The 26,403-nt window shown below is 38.4% G+C and carries 27 protein-coding genes, 1 pseudogene and 1 riboswitch; of the genes and pseudogenes, 25 read left to right on the forward strand and 3 right to left on the reverse strand.

Features of this window, described 5'->3' with window-relative positions:
* Positions 1-213: 213 nt before the first annotated feature.
* The gene (locus A3GQ_RS0108070; protein WP_028776622.1) at positions 214-429 is read right to left on the reverse strand and encodes a hypothetical protein; all 216 of its coding nucleotides are present in this window, start codon (positions 427-429) and stop codon (positions 214-216) included.
* Between the two features lie 184 nt (positions 430-613).
* Here A3GQ_RS0108070 and A3GQ_RS23775 point away from each other — a divergent pair, with 184 nt between their 5' ends.
* The 20 genes and pseudogenes from A3GQ_RS23775 (at position 614) to A3GQ_RS0108185 (ending at position 19,665) form a co-directional block, all read left to right on the forward strand.
* Positions 614-1,297, forward strand: coding sequence for a M23 family metallopeptidase (locus A3GQ_RS23775; protein ID WP_083964158.1), 684 nt, complete (start codon positions 614-616; stop codon positions 1,295-1,297).
* Positions 1,298-1,471: 174 nt separating this feature from the next.
* The gene (gene spoIIID, locus A3GQ_RS0108080) at positions 1,472-1,753 is read left to right on the forward strand and encodes a sporulation transcriptional regulator SpoIIID (RefSeq protein WP_028776623.1); all 282 of its coding nucleotides are present in this window, start codon (positions 1,472-1,474) and stop codon (positions 1,751-1,753) included.
* 196 nt (positions 1,754-1,949) lie between these two features.
* A complete protein-coding gene (locus A3GQ_RS23780) occupies positions 1,950-2,606 on the forward strand; it encodes a DNA-directed RNA polymerase subunit beta (RefSeq protein WP_037464322.1) in 657 nt (218 codons plus the stop codon).
* A gap of 64 nt (positions 2,607-2,670) precedes the next feature.
* Positions 2,671-3,195 (forward strand): CDP-diacylglycerol--glycerol-3-phosphate 3-phosphatidyltransferase, encoded by a 525-nt coding sequence (gene pgsA, locus A3GQ_RS0108090; RefSeq protein WP_051271395.1) that lies wholly within the window; start codon positions 2,671-2,673, stop codon positions 3,193-3,195.
* Positions 3,196-3,303: 108 nt separating this feature from the next.
* Positions 3,304-3,747, forward strand: a complete 444-nt coding sequence (gene fabZ, locus A3GQ_RS0108095; protein ID WP_037464323.1) for a 3-hydroxyacyl-ACP dehydratase FabZ — start codon at positions 3,304-3,306, stop codon at positions 3,745-3,747.
* Between the two features lie 129 nt (positions 3,748-3,876).
* Positions 3,877-4,923 carry a Gfo/Idh/MocA family protein gene (locus A3GQ_RS0108100; RefSeq protein ID WP_028776626.1) on the forward strand — a complete coding sequence of 349 codons (1,047 nt, stop codon included), beginning with the start codon at positions 3,877-3,879 and terminating at the stop codon, positions 4,921-4,923.
* A complete protein-coding gene (locus tag A3GQ_RS0108105; RefSeq protein ID WP_028776627.1) occupies positions 4,923-6,026 on the forward strand; it encodes a DegT/DnrJ/EryC1/StrS family aminotransferase in 1,104 nt (367 codons plus the stop codon). The genes A3GQ_RS0108100 and A3GQ_RS0108105 overlap by 1 nt, the downstream gene beginning before the upstream one ends.
* Positions 6,027-6,034: 8 nt before the next feature.
* Positions 6,035-7,348 (forward strand): nucleotide sugar dehydrogenase, encoded by a 1,314-nt coding sequence (locus tag A3GQ_RS0108110; protein ID WP_028776628.1) that lies wholly within the window; start codon positions 6,035-6,037, stop codon positions 7,346-7,348.
* 14 nt (positions 7,349-7,362) lie between these two features.
* Positions 7,363-8,109: an acyltransferase gene (locus A3GQ_RS0108115; protein ID WP_037464326.1), complete on the forward strand. Its 747-nt coding sequence runs from the start codon at positions 7,363-7,365 to the stop codon at positions 8,107-8,109.
* Between the two features lie 67 nt (positions 8,110-8,176).
* Positions 8,177-9,109 (forward strand): SDR family oxidoreductase, encoded by a 933-nt coding sequence (locus A3GQ_RS0108120; protein ID WP_028776630.1) that lies wholly within the window; start codon positions 8,177-8,179, stop codon positions 9,107-9,109.
* Between the two features lie 154 nt (positions 9,110-9,263).
* A complete protein-coding gene (locus tag A3GQ_RS0108125; protein WP_028776631.1) occupies positions 9,264-9,893 on the forward strand; it encodes an exopolysaccharide biosynthesis polyprenyl glycosylphosphotransferase in 630 nt (209 codons plus the stop codon).
* 203 nt (positions 9,894-10,096) lie between these two features.
* Positions 10,097-11,434, forward strand: a complete 1,338-nt coding sequence (locus A3GQ_RS23785) for a D-alanyl-D-alanine carboxypeptidase family protein (protein WP_051271400.1) — start codon at positions 10,097-10,099, stop codon at positions 11,432-11,434.
* Positions 11,435-11,614: 180 nt separating this feature from the next.
* On the forward strand, positions 11,615-11,908 hold the full coding sequence (locus tag A3GQ_RS0108135; protein WP_028776632.1) for a hypothetical protein: 294 nt from the start codon (positions 11,615-11,617) through the stop codon (positions 11,906-11,908).
* A 637-nt stretch (positions 11,909-12,545) separates the two neighbouring features.
* On the forward strand, positions 12,546-13,100 hold the full coding sequence (locus tag A3GQ_RS0108145; protein ID WP_028776633.1) for a GNAT family N-acetyltransferase: 555 nt from the start codon (positions 12,546-12,548) through the stop codon (positions 13,098-13,100).
* Positions 13,101-13,275: 175 nt separating this feature from the next.
* Positions 13,276-13,381, forward strand: a riboswitch (SAM riboswitch).
* A gap of 75 nt (positions 13,382-13,456) precedes the next feature.
* Positions 13,457-14,215, forward strand: a complete 759-nt coding sequence (locus A3GQ_RS23790; protein WP_051271403.1) for an ATP-binding cassette domain-containing protein — start codon at positions 13,457-13,459, stop codon at positions 14,213-14,215.
* Positions 14,205-14,873 (forward strand): methionine ABC transporter permease, encoded by a 669-nt coding sequence (locus tag A3GQ_RS0108155; RefSeq protein ID WP_028776634.1) that lies wholly within the window; start codon positions 14,205-14,207, stop codon positions 14,871-14,873. The genes A3GQ_RS23790 and A3GQ_RS0108155 overlap by 11 nt, the downstream gene beginning before the upstream one ends.
* 85 nt (positions 14,874-14,958) lie before the next feature.
* The gene (locus A3GQ_RS0108160; RefSeq protein ID WP_028776635.1) at positions 14,959-15,765 is read left to right on the forward strand and encodes a MetQ/NlpA family ABC transporter substrate-binding protein; all 807 of its coding nucleotides are present in this window, start codon (positions 14,959-14,961) and stop codon (positions 15,763-15,765) included.
* A 762-nt stretch (positions 15,766-16,527) separates the two neighbouring features.
* Positions 16,528-16,737 (forward strand): hypothetical protein, encoded by a 210-nt coding sequence (locus tag A3GQ_RS0108170; RefSeq protein WP_028776637.1) that lies wholly within the window; start codon positions 16,528-16,530, stop codon positions 16,735-16,737.
* A gap of 456 nt (positions 16,738-17,193) precedes the next feature.
* Positions 17,194-18,609 (forward strand): alpha/beta hydrolase family protein, encoded by a 1,416-nt coding sequence (locus A3GQ_RS0108175; protein WP_028776638.1) that lies wholly within the window; start codon positions 17,194-17,196, stop codon positions 18,607-18,609.
* Positions 18,610-19,183: 574 nt separating this feature from the next.
* Positions 19,184-19,665, forward strand: a pseudogene (locus A3GQ_RS0108185) (DUF4241 domain-containing protein).
* Positions 19,666-19,754: 89 nt separating this feature from the next.
* Here the strand turns inward: A3GQ_RS0108185 and A3GQ_RS0108190 are convergent.
* Entirely contained in the window at positions 19,755-20,375 is a 621-nt protein-coding gene (locus A3GQ_RS0108190) for a YigZ family protein (RefSeq protein ID WP_028776641.1), read from the reverse strand.
* Positions 20,376-20,427: 52 nt separating this feature from the next.
* A complete protein-coding gene (locus A3GQ_RS23795) occupies positions 20,428-21,477 on the reverse strand; it encodes an LCP family protein (RefSeq protein ID WP_051271406.1) in 1,050 nt (349 codons plus the stop codon).
* Positions 21,478-21,739: 262 nt separating this feature from the next.
* Between A3GQ_RS23795 and metK the strand changes: the two genes are divergently transcribed.
* From metK to A3GQ_RS0108220, 5 genes are all read left to right on the forward strand, one after another.
* Complete coding sequence (metK, locus tag A3GQ_RS0108200) at positions 21,740-22,924, forward strand: methionine adenosyltransferase (RefSeq protein ID WP_028776642.1); 1,185 nt, start codon at positions 21,740-21,742, stop codon at positions 22,922-22,924.
* Positions 22,925-23,279: 355 nt separating this feature from the next.
* On the forward strand, positions 23,280-23,696 hold the full coding sequence (locus A3GQ_RS0108205) for a hypothetical protein (RefSeq protein ID WP_028776643.1): 417 nt from the start codon (positions 23,280-23,282) through the stop codon (positions 23,694-23,696).
* Between the two features lie 59 nt (positions 23,697-23,755).
* Positions 23,756-25,120 carry a hypothetical protein gene (locus A3GQ_RS0108210; RefSeq protein ID WP_028776644.1) on the forward strand — a complete coding sequence of 455 codons (1,365 nt, stop codon included), beginning with the start codon at positions 23,756-23,758 and terminating at the stop codon, positions 25,118-25,120.
* Positions 25,121-25,126: 6 nt separating this feature from the next.
* Positions 25,127-25,846 (forward strand): ComFC family protein, encoded by a 720-nt coding sequence (locus tag A3GQ_RS23800; RefSeq protein ID WP_051271409.1) that lies wholly within the window; start codon positions 25,127-25,129, stop codon positions 25,844-25,846.
* A 190-nt stretch (positions 25,847-26,036) separates the two neighbouring features.
* Positions 26,037-26,312 carry an HU family DNA-binding protein gene (locus A3GQ_RS0108220; RefSeq protein WP_028776645.1) on the forward strand — a complete coding sequence of 92 codons (276 nt, stop codon included), beginning with the start codon at positions 26,037-26,039 and terminating at the stop codon, positions 26,310-26,312.
* Positions 26,313-26,403 lie beyond the last annotated feature (91 nt).

The following is a 26,403-nucleotide window of genomic DNA, read 5'->3' on the forward strand; positions in this document are numbered from 1 at the left end:
TTTCCCCCATGCGATAAGGAAACAACACGATTAAATTTTTCCATTACCTTGTTATATACAGAAAAACCCAGCCATTTAAACTGACTAGGTTGAAAACTTTTTATTTTCATATGTTATTTGCAGGTCCCGCTGTAAGTATGACCTACCTACAGCGGGCTCCATCTCAGAGAGACCAGAGAGGTATCCTCGATCTAACCTGTCCCGGATGGAGTGTTAGAAATGAGCGGTGACCTCACCAGCCTCGTTGACGGAGATCAGCACCGTGTATTCGGGATCGTCATTCGACCACCCCTGCATGGTGATGTGGTGATTTCCCTTCACAAGCGGGTGTGAGGCGATCAACGTGAGGTCCTCGAACGTGAGTGTGACCTCGAGTTCGTCGGTCGTCGGCTTTACGGTGACCTTCGGCTTCTGGATGGTGATTGCCATTTCATTTCCTTTCGAGAAACGGGGTGCTCCATCCCGGTTGGGAGAGCACTGCGCCTATTTTCATATTATGTGTTTTTCTAAAATGGAGCAATATGAAAAATAATCGAACATTATATACAAAAATTTACCAATTTAGGTATATTCCTTATCATATGCGTCGACACTGGTCACTAGAGGTGATCAGATGATGAAACCAGAGGAACCAAAAAACAAAGTTTCTTTTCTGGATGAAAACAAAAGCCAAGATCCAAAAAAACAAAAAGCTTTATTAGACAAAAAGTGGGTCTTTCCCGCAATTTACATGACAGTTGCTGTTTGTGTACTCGGAATGGCTTGGTGGTATCAGTCTTCCAAACAAGATGTGACACGTACCAATAGCCCTGATGTAGATACCGTTTTACCTGTAGAAGAAGTACCAACAGACAATTTGCAACAAATTTCTCTACCTGTAACGAGTGATCCAACTGTTATCAAGTCCATGGATTTTTATGATGCAAATGCGACAGATAAAGCAAAAGAAAGTGCTTTGGTGAAATATGCAGATACATACTGGCCTCATACAGGAATTGATTTTGCAAGGAAGAATGGGAAATCGTTTGATGTAGTGGCTAGTGCATCTGGGAAAGTCGTTCGAGTCGAAAAAAATCCAGTGCTTGGGGAGTTGGTAGAAATCAAGCACGAAAACGGATTGACGACCATTTACCAAAGTTTGTCTAATGTCCAAGTAGCGTTGAATCAAGCTGTGGTCAAAGGGGATATCCTTGCACAGGCTGGCCAAAACCAATTTGAAAAGAACGAAGGAATTCATCTTCATTTTGAAGTTCGTAAAAACAATCAAGCATTAAACCCAAATGAATACGTAAAGTAACAAAACGCCCTCAAAGCAAGGGCGTTTTTTATTTTGGAAATGAATGAAGATTGGAGTCTAGCGAGGTAAAGAACAAACAAACATTTTGGATTTTTTCTTTACGGGCTTGTACCAGCATAACCGTTTGTACGCTTCATATAATGTATCAAACAAGCAGAAAGGAGGAGAGGGGAGTTGCATGATTATATAAAAGAGCGAACCATAAAAATTGGGCAATATTTTGTGGAAACAAAGAGTACTGTGCGTGTCATAGCGAAAGAGTTTGGTGTATCCAAAAGCACGGTTCATAAAGATTTAACAGAACGATTACCAGAAATAAATGCAGATCTTGCAAATGAAGTGAAAGAAATATTGGAATATCATAAGTCGATAAGACATCTACGTGGCGGAGAAGCAACTAAAATAAAATATAAGCGTAAAGCTGGCAGCAAGGAAATAGCGAGGATTTCTATATAAATAATTATCCCGAAATTTGGAAGGTCGGATGTATTCAAAATTTACATAATCATCTTAACTCCGGCCTTCTGATTATATGGTAAAATATAACCTATAATATTCACGGCTGTGAGTAGACGAATAGATGTAAGCTTTGTTATATTTTTGTTATGTGAGAAGGATGGACAAGCTTAATGTAATTGGAGAGGTATGACACATGAGTCAATCAGAAGATAAAAAGGATTTAAAGAATGAAAAAGGTAAAGATGAGCAAGATCGTTTGCCTGTTGGGGAATTAAAGTGGAGTAAAGAAGAGGATCAAGAAAGTAACAGCAATGAAAAGAATGAACAAGGGCACGTAGAGGAAAAACCATCTAAGAAAGATAACGTGCATGAGGAAATTTCTGCTACCTTACTGGATTTGGAAAAAGAAGAACAAACTACCATCTCTTCACATGAGGAAGAAAAAGTAAAAAAAGATCCGCTTGCTGGAATTGAGGATACATTAACTCCGATTGATTTTAAAACATATGAGTTTGATGCAGAGCAATTAAGAGCAATCGAACAAGAAATGAATACGCTAAACCAGCAAAAGACAGAGAATGAATTAGAAACATTCGATCGTAAGCAGGAGTTTCATCTTCCATCAGAAAATGTCAAAAACAGGCATGATGAAGAAGAAGTGGAGGAAGAGTATAGTTCCGATTCGAAATGGGTAAAACGTAGTATATGGATTCTTGGAGTACCGGCACTACTAGTTATCGTTTTATTTGTTAGTTTAATAATTGGTCACACGGTGGTTGGCGGTCAACCGGTAAGTGACATTTTCGATATGGGCATGTGGATGCATGTATACAATTTAATTTATGGATAAAATAACCCGTCTGTGTGAATTACCACAAAGACGGGATTCTTTGTGGTAGGCTGGAGGGTCTTAGATGATAAACATACCAAATATCCTTACTATATTTCGCTTTTTCTTAGTCCCTACCTATCTAATTGTTTATTTTTCTGATATACCAAGCAAATTGTATTGGTCTGTTGCGATTATATTGCTTGCTGGAATAACAGACGTGGTAGATGGCTTTATTGCGAGGCGTTATAACCTGGTCACTGAAATTGGCAGTCTTCTCGATCCCTTAGCAGATAAGTTAATGATTATCGCTGTATTTTTGTCCCTCCTCATTACGGATAAGATAAGTTTATGGGCAGCATTTGCTGTCTTTTTGCGTGATATTTCCATGATTTTGTACTCCACTTTCTTTCATCTCAAAGGAAAGAAAACAATACCTGCAAATATTATGGGGAAATTGACAACTGTACTCTTTTATATGGCTTTGTTTGCATTACTTTTTTCTGTAGAAGGAGCTTTAACTTTTCTTTGGTTCGTTATTGGTTTATCCTACCTCACAACCCTCATCTATTTCTTTTTGATACGTTCAGCAAACAAAAATCTCGATTAAACAGGATGGAAATAGCCAAGGTGAGTTCTATACTCACTCGTCATGCTCCGTTGCGTATGCTAAACTGTAGCGGAGTATGAAAGGTACTAGATAGGAGATGTTTGGTTAATGGAATGGGATATAAAAAAAATTCAAGAAGTGATACCTCATCGTTATCCGTTTCTATTAGTGGATAAGATAATCGAGGTTATTCCAGCAAAGAAAGCAGTTGGAATCAAAAATGTGACTATGAACGAATCATTTTTCCAAGGCCATTTTCCTGATTATCCTGTAATGCCAGGTGTTTTAATTGTGGAAGCGCTGGCACAAGTAGGAGCATGCTCTATTCTTGTGTTGGATGAGTACAAAGGGAAAATAGCCTTTTTTGCTGGGATTGATCGTGTGCGTTTTCGCGGGCAAGTAAAACCAGGAGATGTACTCCAGTTAGAAGTGGAAATGACTCGTCTTCGTGGAAAAGTGGGTAAAGGAAATGCGGTTGCTCGTGTAGGGGATAAAGTAGTGTGTGATGGAGAAATCATGTTTGCCATCATGGATGGGGATACTGAAAAGTAGTACATAAGTTCAAATTTTTTACAAAAAAGTGTGTCTATTTATGTCCAGCTATACCAAAAACATTTCATTTATGTTACAGTGATCGTAATGTTACTGTAATATTAATGTTGCTTGAAAAGAGGGAGTAACATGATCCGCTATGGAATAGTAGGTTGCGGTCACATCGCCAAGAAACATGTTGGGGCAATTGCCAATGTAGAAGGTGCTGTTTTGACTGCTGTATGTGATACCAATGAAGAACGTTTACAAGAGTTTGTCACCGACAGTGTCCAAGGATTTTTGGATTTACAAGAAATGTTACAGAGTGATCTAGTAGATGTTGTTTCCATCTGTACGCCAAGTGGACTACATAAAGTACTTACCATTCAAGTTGCAGAAGCAAAAAAACATGTAGTAGTCGAAAAGCCGATGGCTCTCACGCTAGAAGATGCAAATGCCATGATTGAAGCATGTGAAAGAAATAATGTCAAAATGGCAGTCGTCCATCCAAATCGTTTTCGTCCAGCCATTATGGAGCTTCGCAAACAATTGGATAAAGGTGCATTTGGTAAAATCGGACATGCCAATGCGACTGTACGTTGGAATCGAAACCAAGCATATTATGATCAGGCGCCATGGCGAGGAACAAAAGCCATGGATGGCGGTGTGTTGATGAATCAAGCGATTCATAATATGGATTTGATGCTTTGGATGATGGGAGACATTGAAGAAGTCAGTTCTTACAATGCTACACGACTACGCGATATTGAAGCAGAAGATACTTCATTATCTGTGATCCGATTTAAGAATGGTGCATTAGGAGTGCTAGAAGCAGCGGTTACGATCTACCCTAAAAACTTGGAAGAATCGTTATCTATTTTTGGGGAAACGGGAACAGCTACCATTGGTGGGCCAAATGCAAACTGGATTAAAAATTGGAATTTCGAAGGCGTAAGTGAAGAAGAGAAACAACAAACGATAGAAAAAATAGAACAAGACCCCTTTGGTATACCAGGACATGAATGTATTATTCAAGATATGACAAATGCAGTTGAGCAAGATTATATCCCTGTTGTTTCTGGTAAAGAAGGTAGAGAAGCCTTAGCTTTTGTAATTGCTTGCCAACAAGCTGCTGAAACAGGACAACCTGTACGCATGGATGCGTTGTTAAAAACTCATGAAGGAGCAATGAAATAATGAAAAAAATCCCTTTGCTTGATTTAACTGAGCAATACAATGGTATTCGTGAAGAAGTACGAGATGCGATTGATCGTGTGTTGGAAAGCGGACACTATATTTTAGGTCCTGAAACCAAAGCATTTGAAGCAGAAGTAGCGGAATTTTGTGGTGTAAAACATGCTATTGGTGTGGGTAATGGTACAGATGCATTGCAACTAGTATTGGATGCTGCTGGAGTAAAAGAGGGAGATGAAGTAATTACGACTCCGTTTACCTTCTTTGCATCAGCGGAAGTAGTCTCTCAACTAAAAGCTACTCCTGTATTTGTTGATATTGATCCAAAAACTTACAATTTAGATGTTGAGCAACTGAAAAAAGCGATTACTCCAAAGACGAAAGCAATTATTCCAGTGCATATTTTTGGTCAACCAGCAGAAATGGATCAAATTATGGAGCTTGCAGATGAACATAATATTTTTGTATTAGAAGATGCAGCTCAAGCCATTGGCTCTGAATTTAAAGGTAAGCGAATTGGTTCTTGGGGTCATGCAGCTACTTTTTCCTTCTTCCCAACCAAAAACCTCGGTGGCTACGGTGATGGTGGAATGATTGTAACAAATGATGACGAGCTCGCTGCAAAGCTTCGTATTTTACGTGTTCATGGAAGTAGTCCAAAGTATTACCATAGCATGATTGGTTACAACAGCCGTTTAGATGAGATTCAAGCTGCTGCTTTGCGTATCAAATTGCGTCATTTGGATGATTGGAACAATGCACGTGCGGAAAAAGCAGAGTACTACAACAAAAAACTAGCTGAATTACCAATCGTAACTCCTCACCATGCAGAAAACCGCAAACATATTTATCATCTGTACAATGTACAAACAGAAGATCGCGAAGGCTTGATGGCACATCTGAAAGAGAATGGTATAGCATCAGGTATCTACTATCCATTACCGCTTCATTTGCAGGAAGTTTACAAAGAACTGGGATACAAAGAAGGCGATTTGCCTAATGCGGAAACTATTTCCCAGAAAATATTTGCTCTTCCTCTCTATCCAGAGCTAGAAGAAGAAACAATCGACCATATTGTCCAAGTGGTCCGAAATTATTTTGAGTAAAGGGATGAATGCTCGTGAACGGTTTGCTCGAGAAAATTGAGTCAAAAACTGCAGTTATCGGCGTCGTAGGCCTTGGTTATGTAGGGCTTCCTTTGGCAGTGGAAAAAGCCAAAGCGGGATACAAAGTTATTGGCTTTGATGTACAACAAAAACGTGTAGACATGGTAAACGATGGTATCAATTATATTGGCGATGTTGTGGATGATGAGCTAAAGCAAATCATTCATTCTGGTCAATTGACTGCTACTGTTGATTATTCCAAAATTCAAGAAGTAGATGCAGTTGCGATTTGTGTACCTACTCCTTTAGATAAATATCAACAACCAGATACTACTTATGTAGAAGCTTCTGGTAAAGAAATCGCAAAGTATCTGCACCCAAATATGTTAGTTGTCTTAGAAAGTACAACATATCCAGGTACGACAGAAGAAGTATTGCAGCCGATTTTAGAAGCGACAGGATTAAAGGTAGGAGAAGATTTTTACTTGGCATATTCTCCTGAGCGTGTAGATCCAGGAAACAAAACGTTTAATACAAAAAATACGCCAAAAGTAGTAGGCGGAGTTTCTGCCCTATGTACGAAAATAGCTGCTGCTATGTATCGTAGTGTTTTGGAAGGCGATGTACATGAAGTATCAAGCCCCAAAATAGCAGAAATGGAAAAGATTTTGGAAAATACATTCCGTAATATCAACATCGGTTTAGCTAATGAAATGGCTATTCTCTGTAATAAAATGGGTATTGATCTTTGGGAAGTAATTGAAGCAGCCAAAACAAAACCTTATGGTTTTATGGCTTTTTACCCAGGACCAGGTCTAGGAGGTCACTGTATCCCAATTGATCCGTTCTACCTTACTTGGAAAGCGCGTGAATACAACTACCATACTCGTTTGATTGAAGTCGCTGGTGAAATTAACAATGAAATGCCAAACTTTGTCGTCGATCGTACGATGAAGATTTTAAACCGCTATAAGAAATCACTCAGTGGTGCAAAAGTGTTGGTTCTTGGAGTAGCTTATAAAAAAGATATCGACGATTTCCGTGAGTCTCCTGTAATGGAAATCATCAAGTTATTAGAAAGCTATCAGTCTAACTTTGAATTGGTTGATCCACATATTCCATCTTTTCGTTTAGAGGGAAAAACTTATGAAACAGTAGAATTGACCGAAGAAAAACTACAAGAAGCAGATTTGGTGTTGATCACTACAGATCACTCTGCTTTTGACTATCAACAAATTGGCGATCATGCTGCTGCTATTTTTGATACCCGCAATGCAATGAAAGATATCAAAAACATCAAAGCGTACTACGAAAAACTCTAAAAGTAGGTGTCTTCATGAAACATTACATTCATGACACAGCCCAACTCGGTAATAACGTCACGATTGGTTACTTCTCTGTAATCGAAGAAGGAGCTGTTATCGGTGACAATGTTACGATCGGTAACAATGTTACGATTCATGCTGATACCATTATTGGTTCACATGTTTTTATTTCCGATAATTGTGTTGTAGGACGTTGGCCAAGACCAGCCAAGGCGTCTACTGTAAAAGTAGATACTAGTTTACCTGCCCTAGAATTAGGAGAAGGAACCACATTAGGTGCCAATACTGTTCTTTATCGAGGGAGCAAACTGGGAAAAGAAGTAATGGTCGGAGACCAAGCATCCATCCGCGAGAAAGTAACCATTGGCGATTCGGTAGTGGTTGGACGTGGAGTAGCCGTAGAAAATCAAGTAGAGATAGGGTCTTATACCAAGATTCAGACGAACGCCTATATAACTGCTTATACCACTATTGAAGAGCGTGTATTTATCGCACCAACTGTCACCACGACAAACGATAACTTTATGGGAAGGACCAAAGAACGATTCAAATTGGTACGCGGTCCGGTTATTAAAAAAGGTGCAAGAGTTGGTGGTGCTTCAATCTTGTTACCTGGTGTGACTGTTGCAGAAGAAAGCTTTATCGCAGCTGGTGCATTGGTGAACAAAGATACCGAAGCTGCAAAAGTATATGTAGGTGTCCCTGCTCGTACCTTGCGTGATGTACCAGAAAGAGAAAAATTGGAAAACCAAGGGTAATACAAAAATAAGGGAACAAGGCAAACTATTGGACTTGTTCCCATTTTTATAGAGAGGAGAGAAGAAGATGAAGGTACTTGTTACAGGTGGAGCTGGCTTCATAGGTTCCCATATTGTTGATCAGCTGCTAACTGCAGGTCATCAGGTTGTCATTATCGATAACATGTCTTCGGGCAAAGAAACCAATCTTCACCCGGAAGCTTCTTTTTATCGAATCGATATGGAAAATCCAAGGATACATGATGTTTTTCATAAAGAAAAACCAGATGCAGTCATTCATCAAGCTGCACAAACCGTTGTACAGACTTCTGTGCGGGAGCCAATGCATGATGCGCATATGAATATTCTAGGCACGATCAATTTATTGGAAGCTGCTCGTATTTATGGTGTCAAAAAATTTATATATGCGTCTTCTGCAGCAGTATATGGGGATCCACAGTATGTGCCGATTGATGAGATACACCCAGTAGGCCCACTTTCTGGTTATGGGATTTCCAAGTATACCCCTGAGCAGTATTTGCGTGTATATGAGCATATGTATGGGCTTCGTTACTCTATTTTACGATATGCAAATGTATACGGTATCCGACAAGATCCTCATGGTGAAGGTGGAGTTATTTCCATCTTTATTGATAAAGCAATTGAAAAATCTCCTTTTACCATCTTTGGAGATGGAGAGCAAACACGTGACTATATTTATGTAGAAGACGTAGCAAAAGCAAATATTGCAGCTTTGCAAGCTGGTGATTCAGAAGTATTTAACATTGGCACTGGGGTACATACTACGCTTAATCAACTGGTAGAGAAGTTACAGGAAATAAGTGGTCATACTTTCAAGGTCAATTATGAAAATGAAAGACTGGGTGATATTAAACATAGCTATTTCACCATAGATAAAGCAAAAAGTGCTTTAAACTGGTCACCAACGATCAATTTAGATGAAGGTTTGCTCAAAACGTATCGATTTTACCTGGATCTATATTCTACAAAAATATTGTAACAATTAACCTCTTGTACTTTCATTACATGTATTCTATACTAGGTTACAGGTCATGAAATATTCCTGTAACATTAATGTTACTTTCGTAATGAAATGAGACAAATTTGGATATATATATAGAGGTAGGAGTGGTGAAGAGATGCGTTCCAAAGTAATGGTGGGAAATCAGTCACATTTGTATTTTGGGAAAACAGGGATGAGTGGGGTTTTCTATCCTGCGATAAAGCGTTCCCTTGAGCTATTGTTTTCCCTCTTGTTGCTGATTGTCACATTGCCGGTGCTTCTCGTCACTGCGATTGCGATCAAACTTGAGTCACCTGGTTCGGTCTTTTACAAACAAGAACGAGTTGGGAAAAACGGAAAACTATTTAATGTATGGAAATTAAGATCAATGCGTAATGACGCTGAGAAAAATGGACCACAATGGGCTTCAAAAAATGATGCACGTGTAACTCAAGTAGGAAGTTTTATACGCAAAACGCGGATTGACGAGTTACCTCAACTGTTCAACATCTTTAGTGGACAAATGAGTCTAATTGGTCCACGTCCAGAACGTCCAATGTTTACCGAGCAATTTGACAAAGAGATCCCAGGATTTAAAAACCGTTTATTGGTAAAACCAGGCCTTACTGGTTGGGCACAAGTAAACGGTGGTTATGAAATGACCCCAGCTGAAAAGCTAGATCTGGATATGTATTACATCCAAAAACAATCTTTCAAATTGGATACAAAAATCTTCTTCCGTACCATTAAAGTAGTATTTACAGGGGACGGGGCAAGATAAAAAGATGGAGCATATGCTTCATCTTTTTTGTATACTAGGAACCTTTGTCGGAGACAAACCCGAATGTGCAAATTGGGGGATGTCTTTTTTTTATTTTCAAATTTGTAAAAATAATCACTGTAAGAAGATTATTCGCTCTTATATAATTAATTCAGCCCTCATGATAATTAAGAAAAAAGGCCTATAAATGAAGGAGTTATCCAATGAAAAAACACTTTTCCATGTTTCTGTTAACAATGAGCTTGTCATTGTTGATCTTGCCTGTTAGTGGCTTCGCTCAATCAAATGCAAAAATATTCCCACAGACACCGTTTGAAGATGAAATTGTTGATTCTCCAAAAGAGAAACAATCTATGTTTAAAGGTCAAAATACAGAAGAATCCACTCCTACTGAACCGACACAAAATGGAACGGAGCCAGATATTGAAGCAGAATCCTATCTTTTAAAGGATTATGAATCAGGAATTATTTTGGCTCAAAAAAATCAAAATCATGCACGTCCTCCAGCAAGTATAACGAAAATGATGACTGCTTATGTTGTGCTAGATAAAATTAAAAACGGGGAACTTCATTGGACAGACGAGGTAATAGTGAGCAAACGAGCTGCTGATGTAAATGAGGCGCAAATTTTTTTACAGGAGAACGAGAAAATAACGATAAAAGAATTATTCACTGGATTGATGGTTCAATCTGCCAATGATGCAGCAGTAGCATTGGCAGAACATGTAGCTGGATCAGAAGAAGCATTTGTAGAGTTAATGAATCAAAAAGCCAAGAATTTAGGATTGGAAAATACTCATTTTCTCAATTGTTCAGGTCTCAATCAAGAAGATTATCCTGATCCTCCAGATACGCAAGGTGAACATGTGATGTCAGCAGAAGATATAGTGCAGCTTGGAAACCAATTGATGGCTGTTCATCCAGAAATTTTTGACTTCACTACTATTGCTACATATACATTTCATTCTGGTACGACAAGAGAACAGAAAGTGAACAATTGGAATAGTATGTTACCTGGTCTGAAGCATGAATATGAAGGTGTTCAAGGAATAAAAACAGGATCTACACAATTAGCAGGTTTTTGTTTTGCTGGAACAGTGAAGCGAGAACAGACACGTTTTATATCTGTGGTCATGGGAACAAAATCCAAGGACAAACGTTTTACAGAGACAAAAAAATTATATGATTATGGGTATAGTCATTTTAAACGAGTTACTTTTTTGGAGGCGGGACAATCTGTTCCACAACATCGATCCGTTACGGTTGCAAATGCAAAAAAGAAGCGACAAACAGTGGTGATAGCAAAAAATATCCATATTCCTGTTCCTGTGCAGATTAAGAACAAGAAAGATTACAGCTATCAAGTGAAAGTTAAAAATAATTTGAAAGCTCCGTTAAAAAAGGGTACGATTGTAGGAATGGTAGAGCTTTATTTCAAAGGTCATAAAATAGAAGGGTTTAAACCGATTCCGATTGTAACCAAGGATGCAGTCAAAGAGGCAAATTTCTTTGACCATATCTCTGATTTAATAGCTAGTTAGTGGTACAGAGCATATTTTTGTCAAAAGATTAGGGTGATTCTATAAATAAAACCGAGTGCGTATATGCACTTGGTTTCTTTTTAAAAGATTTTTAAAGGCAAGATTGATATATAATAAAGGTAGCATTCCTAGAAATACTGGGAATTCCTCTGTCGGACCGTAGGTGAGAGGTTTAAGATCATGAAACGCATTCGCGTCTCAACTGCTGTATCTGTAGCTGCTCTAGCCATAGTTGTAGCTGCTGCTGCAACTCTAGCTTTTGCCTTTGTCAAGGGCTTGGAACGGCCAGACAAGACTGGCTTGAAGTGTGGGATGGCCACACATCAGGGGCAGGACGTCGTGATGTGCAATTCACCGACTTTTACCCAGAAGTCGGTTCTGGTTCCCGATCCTGCTAGCTGCACCAAGCAGCACAAGGTCGTTCGAATCAAGTACATCGTCTGTTCCGAGTGGAAGATGATCCCTCTCAACTAGAGATGACAATCGGCAGATGGTTGCAGGCCCAATATGTGCCTGCAACCGTCATGCCACTGATTTTACTTATCAAATACAAAACCGAGTACTAGACGAGTACTCGGTTTTTCCTATTGTTATCTATATGTGTCCCGAATTACTACACAGGGTCTAAAAAATGCTTTTTAGCGCCAAGTAGATAAGACCCCACATCGGAATACTGAGTAACACTGCATTCATAACTCCAAACCAGAAAAACTTACCTACCACTGTGTATTGCATCAAAGACACCTCCGCTTGATCTGATGTCTTTATTATATTCCAAAAGCGTCAAGTTTAAAGGAATTGGGGGGAAATGTAAATGAACTGTAATGTTGGGGTAATAACATTTAGTATTGTTACAAACTAGCAATTGTATGTTTCAGAATAATGCTATTCAATTACAAATTGGAATATCCCATTTTATAATTCATTGTTTATAGTGCAGGTTCCAAGAAGTAAATTAATAACAGGCTGAATTCAATAGTATTTTATTTCCATAAACTATATTCAATTAATATAGAATAATGTTCCATTTTAATAAAAGTTGCGTTTTTTATATCCAAATATATAATTTTATTTGTAGTATATTTAGATGTATTAGGAGGAACCATATCTGATGAGCATAAATGTTGAGCGTATCTACTTGCGATTATTAGAAATATCTGATTCGGAAGAACAACTTCATTTAAACACAAGAAACCGGGACTTCTTTAAACATTATTTATTTACAGTTGATGACTCGTATTACACAATTGAGAAACAACGTGAAATGCTTACTGATACAAAAAAATTAGAAGAGCAGGGACAAAAATATTTATTTGGAGTTTTTCTTAAAGAATCCAACAAACTAATTGGGAATGTTATCATAACGGATGTGATACGAGGCAGTATTCAAAGCTGCAATTTGGGCTATTATTTAGATCAAACATGTAATGGAAAGGGTTATGGAACAGAAGCAGTACGTCTAGGGTTGGAGTATGTATTTTCCGATTTGAAATTACATCGAATTGAAGCGAAGGTAATGCCAAAGAATAAAGGTTCCATACGAATCTTAGAAAAATTAGATTTTCAACAAGAAGGCCTATGTCGTAAAAATGCGTTTATTAATGGCAAATGGGAAGACCACTTCCTTTTTAGTCTCTTAGCGGAAGAATTTTATAAAAATAAATAAGTTATAAATAATAAGAGGCTAAAAGCCTGTTTTTTTAATCGTAATTGTTTATGTGTATGATGAGGTCTTATTTCTGAATCTTTTTGGTTGTGATAGTATAAAGTTTGATATTTATATTTACATGTTGATATTTATATTTTTATCGTATATAATAACCTTAACTTGATATGTAGTTCTCTTATCCAGAGAGGTGGAGGGACAGGCCCTACGATACCTCGGCAACCATCCGTAAAGGAAAGGTGCCAATTCCTACAGAATTTTTTGGTTCTGACAGATGAGAGAAGGCGATATGAAATCATATCCCTTTTTGCATCTGTGCAGAAAGGGTTTTTGTTATTTTAGGAGGTGCTTTGAAATTGAGTTTGATCCAGTTGCAAAACGTCTCCAAACGATATGCTGAAGTGACAGCATTGGATCGTGTGTCTGTAGATGTACAGACAGGAGAAATGCTTGGGATTATTGGTCATAGCGGAGCAGGTAAAAGTACCTTGCTTCGAATGATAAATGGTTTGGAACAACCTACAGATGGTGAAGTTTTTATCAGAGGTAAAAATATTGCCCATCTGAGTAAGTCAGATCTACGAAAGCTTCGCAGTAAGATTGGCATGATTTTTCAACACTTTAATTTGCTTTCTTCTCGGACAGTATATCAAAACATTGCTTTTCCTATGCAGATTGTAGGGAGAAAAAAATCCGAGATTGCTTTACGTGTGGAAGAGTTATTGGATCGTGTGGGATTAACAGACAAGCGAAATGCTTACCCATCCCAGCTCAGCGGTGGGCAAAAGCAACGAGTGGGGATTGCAAGAGCACTTGCTAACCAGCCGCAGATTGTCCTATGCGATGAGGCTACCTCTGCACTTGATCCTGCTACAACAGACTCGATTCTACAGTTGATTCAAGAAATCAATCGAGAGACAGGGATTACATTTGTGTTTATTACTCACGAGATGTCGGTAGTGGAAAAAGTATGCAGCCATGTAGCAGTTTTAGAGGCAGGGAACATTGTAGAGACTGGAAACGTAGCAGATGTATTCTCCAATCCTCAGCACGATGTCACCCAATCTTTTTTAGGACTAAAACCTAAGAAAGGAGGGGATCGTAATGTCTCCTAGCTTGGACTGGGCACTTATTTGGCAAGGAACTGGAGAAACCTTGTTGATGGTAGCTATTTCTACTTTCTTTTCTGCATTGATTGGCATACCGTTAGGCATTTTATTGGTGATTACGGATCGAGGCCAGTTTTGGGAAATTCCTTGGCTGCAAAAGGTTTTAGGTTTTATCGTCAATACGTTTCGCGCTGTACCGTTTATTGTCCTGATCTTATTTTTATTTCCTGTTACCAAATGGATTTTGGGTACTTCACTTGGAACTACAGCAGCGACGATTCCATTGATTGCAGGCGCGGCTCCATTTTTTGCCCGTATGGTCGAAACAGCGATTCGTGAGATTGATCGAGGAGTAGTAGAAGCTGCGGAAGCGATGGGAGCAAGTCCGATTACGATTGTATTGCAGGTATTTTTGCCAGAAGCAATGCCAGCGATTGTCTCAGGTCTGACCGTTTCTTGTGTCAGTTTGATCAGTTATTCAGCGATGGCTGGAATGGTAGGTGGCGGAGGTTTGGGAGATTTGGCCCTCCGGTATGGATTCCAAATGTTTGATGAGAAGATGATGTTTGCCTGTGGCATACTACTTGTTGTATTGGTACAGATGGTTCAATGGATTGGGGATTTTGTATCTCGTCGATTAGATAAACGAAACTTACAATCTTGACACTCTACACGGATGAAGCTGTGCGATTCTTGGAATCGTAGTTTTATGACTACTTCATTCACAAAACTATAAAGGGGTATATCCGATGAAAAAGGTATTTTTACTCAGTTTTTCCCTTATCTTAGCTTTAATCGTTTCTGCTTGTGGAAATGCAGAAGAGAACAAAGGAAACGAATCACAATCTTTAAAAGTTGGCGCTACACAAGTACCACATGCTGAAATTTTAAACTATGTAAAACCACTCTTGAAAAAAGAGGGTGTTGATCTTCAAATACAAGTATTTCAAGATTATGTTTTACCTAATCGCGCCGTAGAAGAAAAACAAATCGATGCTAACTATTTCCAACATATCCCTTGGATGGAAACAACCAATAAAGAAAATGGTTTCCACTTAGTCAAAGTAGCTGGTGTTCACATTGAGCCAATGGGTGTGTATTCTCAAAAAATCAAAGACAAAACCAAAATCAATAAAGGTGCAACAATAGCAGTTCCAAATGCAACTTCGGAGATCACCCGTGCTTTGTTATTGCTTGATGCTAGTAATGTTATCAAATTGGATAATCGAGATGGAGAGAAAACAGCCAAAAATATTGTCTCCAATCCAAATAATGTAGAGATTAAACCTTTGGAACCAGCAATGCTACCACGTGTATTGGATCAAGTGGATCTTGCTGTTATTAACACAAACTATGCACTGCAAGCAAAACTAAATCCAACCAAAGATGCACTCTTTATCGAGGATTCTAAGTCACCATATGTAAATGTACTAGCAACAAAAAAAGGACAAGAAAATGATCCTCGTATTCAAAAGCTAGCAAAAGTATTAAATTCGCCTGAAGTCAAAAAGTTTATTGAGGATAAATATAAAGGTGCAGTTGTACCTGCGTTCTAAAAAAGAAGACCAATTGGTCTTCTGTTTTCAATAATGTGATAAATGATCTATAATCAAATTTGTTCCACTACATATCAATTGATAAAATAAAATCAAACCAAACACACAGGATGCCCTTCTAGGCGAGAAGGAATGGAGTATCGGATGGCAAAGAGGACTNGTCCCAGCAAGAAAGATCGTCGAGAGCGTAGCCGTCAGGCAGCAGCAGCCTCTCTCCTCAAGGAAGGAGTGAAGCTGTTGCCTCGTCCCCACGACCCTGAGGTAGTAGAGAAACTGCGTGCCTTTCGGTTCACGTGGCCGGACGCAGCAATGCCTTTGACTGCCAACATCCCTACAGGATGGCAGCGACAGGACCATGATATGTCGGTCGAGGAGCTGGCCAGCCGTTTCCCGATTGAATTGGTCTCACTCCCTGTTGGAGAGCGGTCTCGGATGGAGGCGCTGGGCTCTGTTACTTTCGATGGAGAGGTGGGTGGTCAGCGCAAGAGGATCATCTTCGTCTTCGGGCTGTACCCGTTCGACTCTTTCGGTGATCAATGGGGCTGTGAGGCTGAGGTCGTTGATCTCGCGTCCTGAGTGATGCTCCCTATGTTAAGATTCCTTTTCTGATGGAAGAGGTCTCAGTGTAGGGGGCACACATTTATTTTTGAAAACGTTTTCTAAATTCGCCTCGTCTTAAATTGCTCTTATGTAAACTCCGCAAGATCTTCCCCAAAATCAACTCTTTGTCCTAGATTATTTGTGTGAAATTTATGAGGGTGAATGGATGAGAAACTTATTACGAGAAGACGAAATAAACATAATTGGTTACTCTCTATCATCATGGATTATCTATCTGCTAATAACCTTTTAATAAAAAAGGATACAATCATCCCAGCAATCATCCCAGCTAGTGCAAAGCGTGAAAACAAAAGACAAAGTAAAATAAACAGTGACATATATTCATCCCTTCGAATTAGGAATGGGAAGTAAAAAAATTGGTTATTTTGAAATAAATCGGTCTTTATTTTGATATGTTTATTTAAAATAATTCAAGATTTTACTTTTCTTTTCCTTATTTACTAATCATATATAGCAATAATACGATCAAAGGCAAATAGAATCCTTCTTATCATGTACTGTTTATAGGTGTAATCTTGAAATGTTCTAAGTTTTGTTAAATATTCCAATTGGTAAAAATTATTCTCTTTCGGATACTGGATTACTGCAAAAAACTCATGTTGTTAAGAATATACAGGAATAGCACGATTTAATCTTTTCTATAAAATAAATCGTTTTCTGATGAGTCGGTACGACACGTATATCCATTATGCCTAGTTCCAATTCAGACCTAAGTCCAAATGGGTTTCCTTCTCTCGATTGTTCTTCATTTGTTTCTTATCTCTTAGAATGATGGTATTCATCTTTCCATAGAGAGGAAATACAAATATGACACAACGATTTAAGTTCCCGAAAGGTTTTATTTGTTTTTTAGCAACGATGATTATGGTTAGTTTCCTTCTTTTTACGAGTACACAAAATGCAGAAGCAGCCCCAACGAACAGTTATCATGAAAAAGAAATCGTTTTTGAAAGTAACAAAACTAGGATGCATGGCACGGTTTTGATGCCGAAAAACGATGGCAAACATCCTGGAATTGTTTTGCTTCATGGATCTGGACAGAAAGAAAGAGAGAAACTCAGGCAAGATGCAGAAGTATTTGTAAAAGCAGGGTTTGCTGCATTGATTTACGATAAACGAGAAAAATCAAAAGCCCGTACATTCCAAGTATTATCTCAAGACGCAATAGCAGCAGTGCAAGTGTTACAATCACAACCAAATGTGGACCCGCATAAAGTAGGGATTTGGGGTTTTAGTGAAGGGGCCTGGGTAGCTCCAATGGCAGCATCGAAATCAACAGATATTTCTTTTGTTGTGTTATTAGGTACACCTGTAGTGACTCCGATACAACAACAAAATTTTCATATTCAGAATAGATTGATTCAAAATGGTGTAACTTCTCAAAGTGCGATTGATTCCCTCATAAATAAAGGAGCACGATTTGTCTATCAATCGGGTATGTTTCCTCAAGCGGATCATGATGCTGAGCATTATTTATCCCAAGTAAAGCAGCCTATTCTCGCCGTCTGGGGTGCTAAGGATCGTCTTACTCCAACTGTTGAGGGTTCGCAAAAGCTAATGGAAATATGGAAAGACAATGGCAACAAACATGGATCGATTTTATTTGTAGCTGACGCTGATCATGCTGCACATCAAACAGACAAAAAGGGGTTTGAAAGACTCTCTGCATTTGCATCTGGTTATGAAAACGAAGTGGTGGTTTGGTTGGATCAAGTTGTCAAAGGTCATCCACCTCTATCCAAGGTAATCGGACAAGAGCCGAAACAAGATGTAAAAGTATATCAAAATTTGATTCCAGATGTAAGCTGGTACGATTCTCTTGGATTTCAAATTGCTGTTCTTGGTGCTTTACTACTTGGTTATATTGTTGCTATCTGTAACTCCATGTTTAAACAAAAAGGAAAAAAAGATTCTCCAATTAAAGGATTTGCTGGTTGGACAATTGCTTCAGGATTCATTGCAACACTCGGTTTTGCGGTTTACTTCACTATGATTTGGGCCAAAGGTGGGAAAATATTAGGACCAATCGTATGGGATCGACCAGTCATTTGGCTCATCATTCAGATCTTTGCAGTCCTTGCTACTGGGTTAAGTGCTATGTTAGCTGTACGAGGGATGAGTAAAAATATAAAAACGGATATGTTCCGCTATATATTGCTTCTTGTCCTAGGGGCCACTTTTGTCATTTGGGCTTGGTATTGGGGACTATACGGTTGGGCTTAAGGTTTATGTATCCGACGTTAATATAATGTCGGATATTTGCTTTAAGCATTAGTTTATTTGCTAACTGGTTAATTTAAAAAGTGGGAAGTGTGAATGTTTAAGATAAGGGAGGGGATAAATAGAAAAAACTTCTAAAGAGTGGATTTTAATTCTATTACGTATTCGTTTATTATAAAATTGTTAGGTTTTTATATGAACCGGAGATTCAAATGGGCCTGAAGAGCTCGTGTAGTAAAACTGAAGAGAATTGCTTTTTATTATCAATAAAGGATCTTTATCCACTTCAATTCACAACAGTTCATTATACGAAGGTAGATAGGAATCAGTAGTTAGTTAAAGTTGATTCTAATTAAAGTAATTATCTTTCATGAAAAATAATAAAAACTACAATTAAATAGAGGGAGCTGGTTGTTCAATGGATCATAATATTATAGACTTGACAAGATTTTTTCAAGAAAGGATAGAATTGGAAGATTCCTATGTGGGAAAAGCTGTTACAAAAACGGTGAATTTAGGATCGATTCATGTTACTTCAGGTCAAATTGTTACATGTGATCCTTTTGTCTTAGGGGATATGGAACCTTTTTCAGCTAAAGTTGCTCCTAGTATATATCCAGTAGTAGCCAGCGTAATTCATTTTTCAGATAATAATGACGAACGTATTGGTGCAGCAATGATCCAATTTAATGAAGGCAGCGTAGTCAGTGGGAACTGGCATTAACGAAGGATCATGATATTTCTACACTACAAGATGGTGATTTTTTTGGATATCCTGTTGATAGTGGTGTAGGTTGTTTTATGGATTATGAAACTGCTCTAAGATATAGTGAAATTTTGGAAAATAACCCCAAATACGAAGAGCTTATTTTAGAGGATATGATAAAAAACTATGTTGATACAAGGTGTTGGACTAACTATAAGGTTGACGAGTTAGGTAATATTATTACCTTTTCAAGTGGATTTGGAGACGGTAGTTATCCTTCGTATTGGGGTTATGATGAAAAGGATGAAATTTGCTGTTTAGTAACTGATTTTGTTGGTTTGTTTGATGATTGACATAAAAAGTTATACACCTAAAGAGGAAGGGCTACTATTATCTATCTAGTAGGTCTATTTCTCATCAGATGCCTTGCCATTAGCTTTGTTTACTCTTTATCGTCTATTTTCTCTTCTTGTTTCCCCAGTTGTAAATTTAGTTTTCCTGCGGTTACATCTTTGAGTCTTTGAACCAGCTTCTGTACATGCTCAGACACAACCCAGAAAGACCATGTTACTTTCTCACTATATTCAGGTGCATGAAGAATCGTTGGAAATGAGCGTAGTTCTTGTTCTACTTTTCCAAGGAGCCCGTAATCAAAATCGATACAAATCTCCTGATAAACATGTTTTGTTAAAATTCCTGCTGTTTCAATGGCTGCTTTTGCACCTTGGCCATATGCTCTGACCAAACCTCCTGTGCCTAGTTTTATGCCTCCGTAATAACGCGTTACTACGATTGCAGTGTGATTCAGATCGTTATTGTGAATCATCTCCAAAATGGGGCGACCGGCCGTACCAGCAGGTTCCCCATCGTCAGATGATTTTTGAATGTGGTTGGTAATGACATATGCATAACAGTTATGGGTAGCATCCCAATACGTTTTTCGTACATCCATTAAAAATTGATTCGCTTCATCTTCTGAAGTCACTCTTTTGGCTTGGCAAATAAAGCGGGATTTTTGTATGGTTATTTCTGTTTTTCCATAAGCTCCTATTGTATTACCCATCTAATCACCTCAAAAAAAAGAACGGCACAAAGACCGTTCTCCTATCATGTCGTTATGGTTGACCATTTTCACCTGAGCCATTTTCCGAATCTACTTCACCATTGTCTGTCGTTGGGAGTCCTAGTACCTCTTTTAAGGTAGTACTGATCCGTTTTCGTTCTGATTCTTGCATAAAGCTGTACCACACGCCGCTGACTTTCTTATCTTCGACTTTTGCTGTTAACGTTTCGATTTTATTTTTAGGTGTATTTTTGTAGATCGTAGCAAGGCTTAAAAATTCATTTGGATTGATACTGTAAGATAAATTGTTACCAACTGCATCTGTAATTTTTGAGAAGTTGGAAATGGAGTTGAAACTAACAATCTTATCTAAAATTTTATTGATTACTTCTTGTTGACGTTTGTTGCGTCCATGATCACCTTGTGGATCTTCTTTTCTCATTCGAACATATGGAAGAGCTTCTTCACCACTCAAATGCATAGGACCTTTGTAAAATTGAACTTTACGGTCAAAGGTACTGATACGGAATGTCATAGGGACGTTTACATCAATCCCCCCAACTGCGTTAACAATATCAATGAATCCTTTGAAGTTAATTTTTACATAATAATCAATAGGTACTCCATACAGTAAAGTTTCCACGGTTTCACGGGTATTTTGAATGGGGTTTATACCTTTTTGTTTTCCCCAATAGGCAGCAGAGTTAATCTTTGTTTTAAATCCTTCGGTATTTGCTATTTCCGCATACGTATCCCTTGGAATATTTACCAATTTAATCGTTTTCTTTTGTGGATTGACAGCTGCCACCATGAGCACATCTGTACGATATGTTTCTGCTTCAGCTTTGGTATCAAATTGGTCTGTACCAATAAACAAAACAGTAAAGGGATCTTTATTTATATCTACTTCTTGGGTTCGGAATTTTGATTTCTCTTGGTCTGAATCATGTCCCTTTGTAAGAGCTCCCCAGATCGTACCAACAAAGTAAATTCCAACAATCAAAATGGCCACTAAAGAGAACAGAGAAATCCGTAGAACCCATTTTTTTCGTTTTTTATGATCAACCCGTTTTTTACGGCTATGTTCCACGCGTTCCATCATCGGTCCATTTCCTTCCTAATAAAAGATAATAATTTCGCACTATAAAACATACTACAATGTAATGATAGTTTTTTTCAAGGATATAGGAAAAAAAACACAATCTTGACTACTTTTTTTTATCTGGCATTTCGTTTGTAGTTTAAATAGAAATATCTTTTTTATTCGTTATTGTTTTTCTCGATGCGATACGTTAATCTATGGTTATTGTGCCGAAAAGGACGGAAAATATTTTTCTGTGAAAAGCAAAAAAGGAGGATAACAAATGAGTCGTACTCTGTTTTCATCTGAATCCGTTACAGCTGGACATCCAGATAAAATCTGTGACCAAGTATCAGATGCTATTTTAGACGCCATACTTTCCAAAGATCCCAATGCTCGTGTGGCATGTGAAACATCAGTCACTACTGGTTTGGTTTTAGTTGCTGGAGAGATCAGTACCAATTGTTATGTGGATATCCCAAAACTAGTTCGTTCCACTATTAAGGAGATAGGGTACGATCGAGCAAAATATGGTTTTGATGCTGAAACTTGTGCGGTATTGACTTCTATCGATGAACAGTCTGCCGATATTGCCCAAGGTGTAGATGAAGCATATGAGAAAAAAGAAGGTACCATGACGGAAGAACAAATTGAAGCAATTGGTGCTGGTGACCAAGGTCTCATGTTTGGATTTGCAGTCAATGAAACACCAGAACTTATGCCGCTTCCTATATCTTTAGCTCATCAATTGGCACGTCGTCTACATGAAGTTCGTGTAGATGGTACACTCAGCTACTTACGCCCTGATGGAAAAATCCAAGTAACAGTTGAGTATGATGGTAATAAACCAGTACGGATCGACACGATTGTCTGCTCTACCCAACATGCAGAAGAAGTTACATTAGGACAAATCAAAGAAGATATTCATCGACATGTAATTGAACCAATCGTACCAAAAGATATGCTAGATGATCAAACTAAGTATTTTATTAATCCTACTGGTCGATTTGTTATTGGAGGACCACTCGGTGACGCTGGTTTGACAGGTCGTAAAATTATTGTAGATACCTATGGTGGATATGCTCGTCACGGTGGAGGTGCTTTCTCTGGGAAAGATCCTACAAAAGTAGATCGATCCGCTGCTTATGCTGCACGCTATGTGGCAAAAAATATTGTTGCAGCAGGTTTAGCAGAGAAATGCGAAGTCCAACTTGCTTATGCTATTGGAGTGGCACGTCCTGTGTCTGTACGTGTAGATACATTTGGAACAGGCACGGTTTCGGAAGATCGCCTTGTTGAATTAGTAGAAAAGCATTTTGATCTCCGTCCCGCGGGAATCATTCGTTCGCTTGATTTGCGTCGTCCTATATACAAGCAAACTGCTGCTTATGGTCATTTTGGACGTACAGACATTGAACTTCCTTGGGAGAAAACAGACAAAGCAGATATTCTTCGTTCTGAAGCATAAGATGTCAGCTAGGATCAATCCATACAAACACCTTTCTGGACAAAATCAGAAGGGTGTTTTTTCTTCTTAGATTTATTTTATTCATTTTTGAAATGTTAATCAACTTAATGTATCTATTTGCTTGGATGTTTGGTTATTAAGATCTATATAGGAAAGGGAAATATTTTTACCATGCATGTGGGTAGATGCCAGTCATATCTACCCATTTTCTTTTCATGAGTAAAGTGGTAAAATGAAAATAGTATTACATTTTCGACAGAATCAATGTACATCACAACAAAAAGCGCATATATTACGGGTAAACTCTTTCCTGAAAGTAACCGAAACACACTGCATATTAGAGGAGGATGGGCGTATGGGTTACTGGTACCTATTGATCGGGGCAGTTCTCGTCGTCGCTTTCGTGTTCCTATACAGAAGGTTGCTCACATTTGGCAAGGGGTTATATCACCATAAAGCATCCCACCTTGTGATCATAACGAACAACAGTCAACAGTCTATTGAGTGGTTGATTCGTTCTTATCACATGGCAAATCACTTGCGAGCAGGTGGTTTGAAAAAAGGGAGAATTACCTGTCTGGATATGGGCTCGTCTGACGACACTATTTCCATTATTGAACGATTAAAACAAAAGTACGATCAACTAGATGTTTTCTCACATAAACTTTCTTCGGAAGAAGAGCTAACCCAGTGGTTAAAAGCGGAACAGCAAAAAGAAAAAGTAGTTGTCATGGATCTCCGTGATCTAGACGAGGACAAAGAAACTGCATAGCCAAAGATGTGAAACCAGTCACCATTCCATGTGACTGGTTTCTTTTTATGGAGGTTATTATGAAGCGATCACCCCTATTTTTGTATCAGCAACTTGCAGGTCGATGCTTGTTGTGGAATGAAATAAAACGAATTTTGCCTGATTGGGAGCTGGAAGAGTTTCAATTAGTTGTAGAAGAACTAGAACACCAAGGATTGGTAAAAATACAGCCTGCTGTAAAATCGTCTTCTTGGGCAATAAAAAGAAAATGTAACAAATGTGATGCAGGTTCTTCCTACATAGAAGTTAGTCATTGTGCCAGCTGTGGAAGTAATCACTGTGCATACTGTACCAAATGTCTTTTTCAAGGAAGAGCAAAATCTTGTACAAGTATTTACTCCTTTCCTCCCATTCGTTGGGATGGCAAGTATGAAATAGAGTCTACATACCCGTTGTTAGATGCACAGAGGAACACTTTTTCCAAATTAAAAGCAATGTTTAAAGCGGGGGTTAAGGACATAAAAACAGTGCTTATTCCTGGCAGTGGAGAGATTTTGATCTTATGCAGTTTTTTAGAATATGTTCTTTCAAAAAATAAACGCATCTTTTGGTGCCAAGAGAAAAAAGATATTGCGAAAACGACGAACTACATTTCGCTCGTTTTGCCTAGATTGTTTAAGCAGATAGGCGATACATCCCATTCGTCCATCATCTTGGGGACGCGTTGGGACTTGTTAACTTACTATCACCAGTTTGATGTTGTGATATGGGACAACCTGCAAACCGAATTATTTGGGTTATCGCAAAGAGCTCTCACGGCTGATGCCGGGCAAATAACGATCAGCCCAACCTTGCCGGGATGGTTTCGTAAAGTTGATATTGTTCATCCTGTTCGATTACATCGCTATCCATTACCGATTCCAACTTTTATACGACAGCATGGTCTTCGAAACAAGTTGAGTAATGGTAAAGACGTTCCTCCTTTTCGATTGTTTCTAAATGAAGTAGAAGCATTAAATGGACAAGGGCTGATTCTTGTACCTACAAAAGAAGATGTAGAAGTGACAATGACATGGATCAAAAAGAGATTGCCGGAAATAACAGATAAAGTAGGTCGTATTTTTGTCGAAGATGAAGAAGCCGAAAAGGTAAGAATTTTATTTTTAGATCAAAAATTTAGATTTCTAATCATGCCGCAAAAATTAGCAGAAAGTATGAAAATTGCTAATCTGCATCTTTGTTTGCTTCATGCAGATCATCCTTCGTTGGATCGAAAAAGGCTAGTAGAATTAAGTCATTTTATCGGACAAAACGCTTATTTTCCAAAATGTGAAACATGGTTTATCGCAGAAGTAAATACCGAAATGATCATTCAGACAAAAAAAGAACACAATTATCTAAATCTATTAGCCGAAAAAGAAGGATATTTGCAAAAGGAGGCGTAATACCGTATGAGGTGGTGGTCTTCGTTATTTCCGAATAATCCCAGTTGCTGGTTTTGTGATCGATCCATAAAGCAGTTTTGTTTTTCTAGTGCATGGTCAAAAGTTTGTGCTGATTGTGCAGCGTGTTTATCTCCTATTTGTGAACCTGTCTGTAATGTCTGTTTTCGACCACTTGATGGGGATGAAAATCTCTGTGTTGATTGTCTGCTTGTAAAACAGGAAGATAGAGTTCCAAACGTGAGTGCGGTTTCTTACACGAGTAAGGCAAAGAAAGTTTTAGCTCGATTTAAATATTCTGGAGATGAACGGTATGCAAAATATATAGGCGCTATCATGTACGAATCGGTGGAAAAGCATTACCACCAGGTCCCATTCAGTTTGATAACAAGCGTTCCTCTTCACCAGAATCGAATAGTAGAACGTGGTTTTAATCAATCCCAGCTACTAGCAGACTATATTGGGAAATATCTAGGCTTACCAACTCAAACCATATTGGAACGATTAAAACCATCCCCGCCGCAGGCTAGTCTTGGTAGAAATGCGAGGATACTGTCTTTGCGAAATTCTTTTGGAATCAATCAGGATGGGCAACAACTAGATCTTACACCCCACACAATTTTGCTTGTGGATGATGTGTACACGACTGGAACTACAATACGAGAGTGTGCAAAAGTTCTTCGTCAAGCAGGTGTTCAAACTATCTATGCTGTTACCTTTGCTAGATAAATAAAAAGGTGATAAGGTATGGAAATGCGGTTACTGGGCAAAACCAGTGATAGCGGTTATACTTTCAACCGTTTGACAGGCGGGGGTTGGCTTGGTTATCCCAGTGCATGATGATGTGTGGAGATGCTAAGAATTCCTGAAATATATGGGAGACTGTCTGAAAATACCTAATTCTAGGGGGAAATGAAACATGAATAAAACAGAACTAGTTGAAAAAGTAGCTGAATCTACAGGGAAAACAAAAAAAGATGCAGGGCAAGTCGTGGATGCAGTATTAAGTTGTATTTCATCAGCTCTTCAAGATGGAGATAAAGTTACTTTGATTGGTTTTGGAAATTTTGAAGTTCGTGAACGTGCTGCAAGAACTGGGCGCAATCCACAAACAGGTGAAGAGATTCAAATCGAAGCAAGTCGTGTTCCTTCTTTCAAACCAGGTAAACAACTGAAAGAATCCGTTAACTCATAGAAAAAATAGATGGTACCTATTGCTGGACAGCAAAGTAGGTACCATCTATTTTTTTGGAATTATAGGTTGGAATGAAAATGTATTGGCTTGT

Origin of the sequence: Shimazuella kribbensis DSM 45090 (genome assembly GCF_000428065.1) — a bacterium.
Classification (GTDB): domain Bacteria; phylum Bacillota; class Bacilli; order Thermoactinomycetales; family Thermoactinomycetaceae; genus Shimazuella; species Shimazuella kribbensis.

Excerpts from the sequence above, each read along its gene's own strand:
- A3GQ_RS0108070 (WP_028776622.1), bottom strand. The coding sequence starts at position 429 with ATGGCAATCACCATCCAGAAGCCGAAGGTCACCGTAAAGCCGACGACC.
- A3GQ_RS23775 (WP_083964158.1), top strand. The coding sequence starts at position 614 with ATGATGAAACCAGAGGAACCAAAAAACAAAGTTTCTTTTCTGGATGAA.
- A3GQ_RS23780 (WP_037464322.1), top strand. The coding sequence starts at position 1,950 with ATGAGTCAATCAGAAGATAAAAAGGATTTAAAGAATGAAAAAGGTAAA.
- pgsA (WP_051271395.1), top strand. The coding sequence starts at position 2,671 with ATGATAAACATACCAAATATCCTTACTATATTTCGCTTTTTCTTAGTC.
- fabZ (WP_037464323.1), top strand. The coding sequence starts at position 3,304 with ATGGAATGGGATATAAAAAAAATTCAAGAAGTGATACCTCATCGTTAT.
- A3GQ_RS0108100 (WP_028776626.1), top strand. The coding sequence starts at position 3,877 with ATGATCCGCTATGGAATAGTAGGTTGCGGTCACATCGCCAAGAAACAT.
- A3GQ_RS0108105 (WP_028776627.1), top strand. The coding sequence starts at position 4,923 with ATGAAAAAAATCCCTTTGCTTGATTTAACTGAGCAATACAATGGTATT.
- A3GQ_RS0108110 (WP_028776628.1), top strand. The coding sequence starts at position 6,035 with ATGCTCGTGAACGGTTTGCTCGAGAAAATTGAGTCAAAAACTGCAGTT.
- A3GQ_RS0108115 (WP_037464326.1), top strand. The coding sequence starts at position 7,363 with ATGAAACATTACATTCATGACACAGCCCAACTCGGTAATAACGTCACG.
- A3GQ_RS0108120 (WP_028776630.1), top strand. The coding sequence starts at position 8,177 with ATGAAGGTACTTGTTACAGGTGGAGCTGGCTTCATAGGTTCCCATATT.
- A3GQ_RS0108125 (WP_028776631.1), top strand. The coding sequence starts at position 9,264 with ATGGTGGGAAATCAGTCACATTTGTATTTTGGGAAAACAGGGATGAGT.
- A3GQ_RS23785 (WP_051271400.1), top strand. The coding sequence starts at position 10,097 with ATGAAAAAACACTTTTCCATGTTTCTGTTAACAATGAGCTTGTCATTG.
- A3GQ_RS0108135 (WP_028776632.1), top strand. The coding sequence starts at position 11,615 with ATGAAACGCATTCGCGTCTCAACTGCTGTATCTGTAGCTGCTCTAGCC.
- A3GQ_RS0108145 (WP_028776633.1), top strand. The coding sequence starts at position 12,546 with ATGAGCATAAATGTTGAGCGTATCTACTTGCGATTATTAGAAATATCT.
- A3GQ_RS0108155 (WP_028776634.1), top strand. The coding sequence starts at position 14,205 with ATGTCTCCTAGCTTGGACTGGGCACTTATTTGGCAAGGAACTGGAGAA.
- A3GQ_RS0108160 (WP_028776635.1), top strand. The coding sequence starts at position 14,959 with ATGAAAAAGGTATTTTTACTCAGTTTTTCCCTTATCTTAGCTTTAATC.
- A3GQ_RS0108170 (WP_028776637.1), top strand. The coding sequence starts at position 16,528 with ATGGATGAGAAACTTATTACGAGAAGACGAAATAAACATAATTGGTTA.
- A3GQ_RS0108175 (WP_028776638.1), top strand. The coding sequence starts at position 17,194 with ATGACACAACGATTTAAGTTCCCGAAAGGTTTTATTTGTTTTTTAGCA.
- A3GQ_RS0108190 (WP_028776641.1), bottom strand. The coding sequence starts at position 20,375 with ATGGGTAATACAATAGGAGCTTATGGAAAAACAGAAATAACCATACAA.
- A3GQ_RS23795 (WP_051271406.1), bottom strand. The coding sequence starts at position 21,477 with ATGATGGAACGCGTGGAACATAGCCGTAAAAAACGGGTTGATCATAAA.
- metK (WP_028776642.1), top strand. The coding sequence starts at position 21,740 with ATGAGTCGTACTCTGTTTTCATCTGAATCCGTTACAGCTGGACATCCA.
- A3GQ_RS0108205 (WP_028776643.1), top strand. The coding sequence starts at position 23,280 with ATGGGTTACTGGTACCTATTGATCGGGGCAGTTCTCGTCGTCGCTTTC.
- A3GQ_RS0108210 (WP_028776644.1), top strand. The coding sequence starts at position 23,756 with ATGAAGCGATCACCCCTATTTTTGTATCAGCAACTTGCAGGTCGATGC.
- A3GQ_RS23800 (WP_051271409.1), top strand. The coding sequence starts at position 25,127 with ATGAGGTGGTGGTCTTCGTTATTTCCGAATAATCCCAGTTGCTGGTTT.
- A3GQ_RS0108220 (WP_028776645.1), top strand. The coding sequence starts at position 26,037 with ATGAATAAAACAGAACTAGTTGAAAAAGTAGCTGAATCTACAGGGAAA.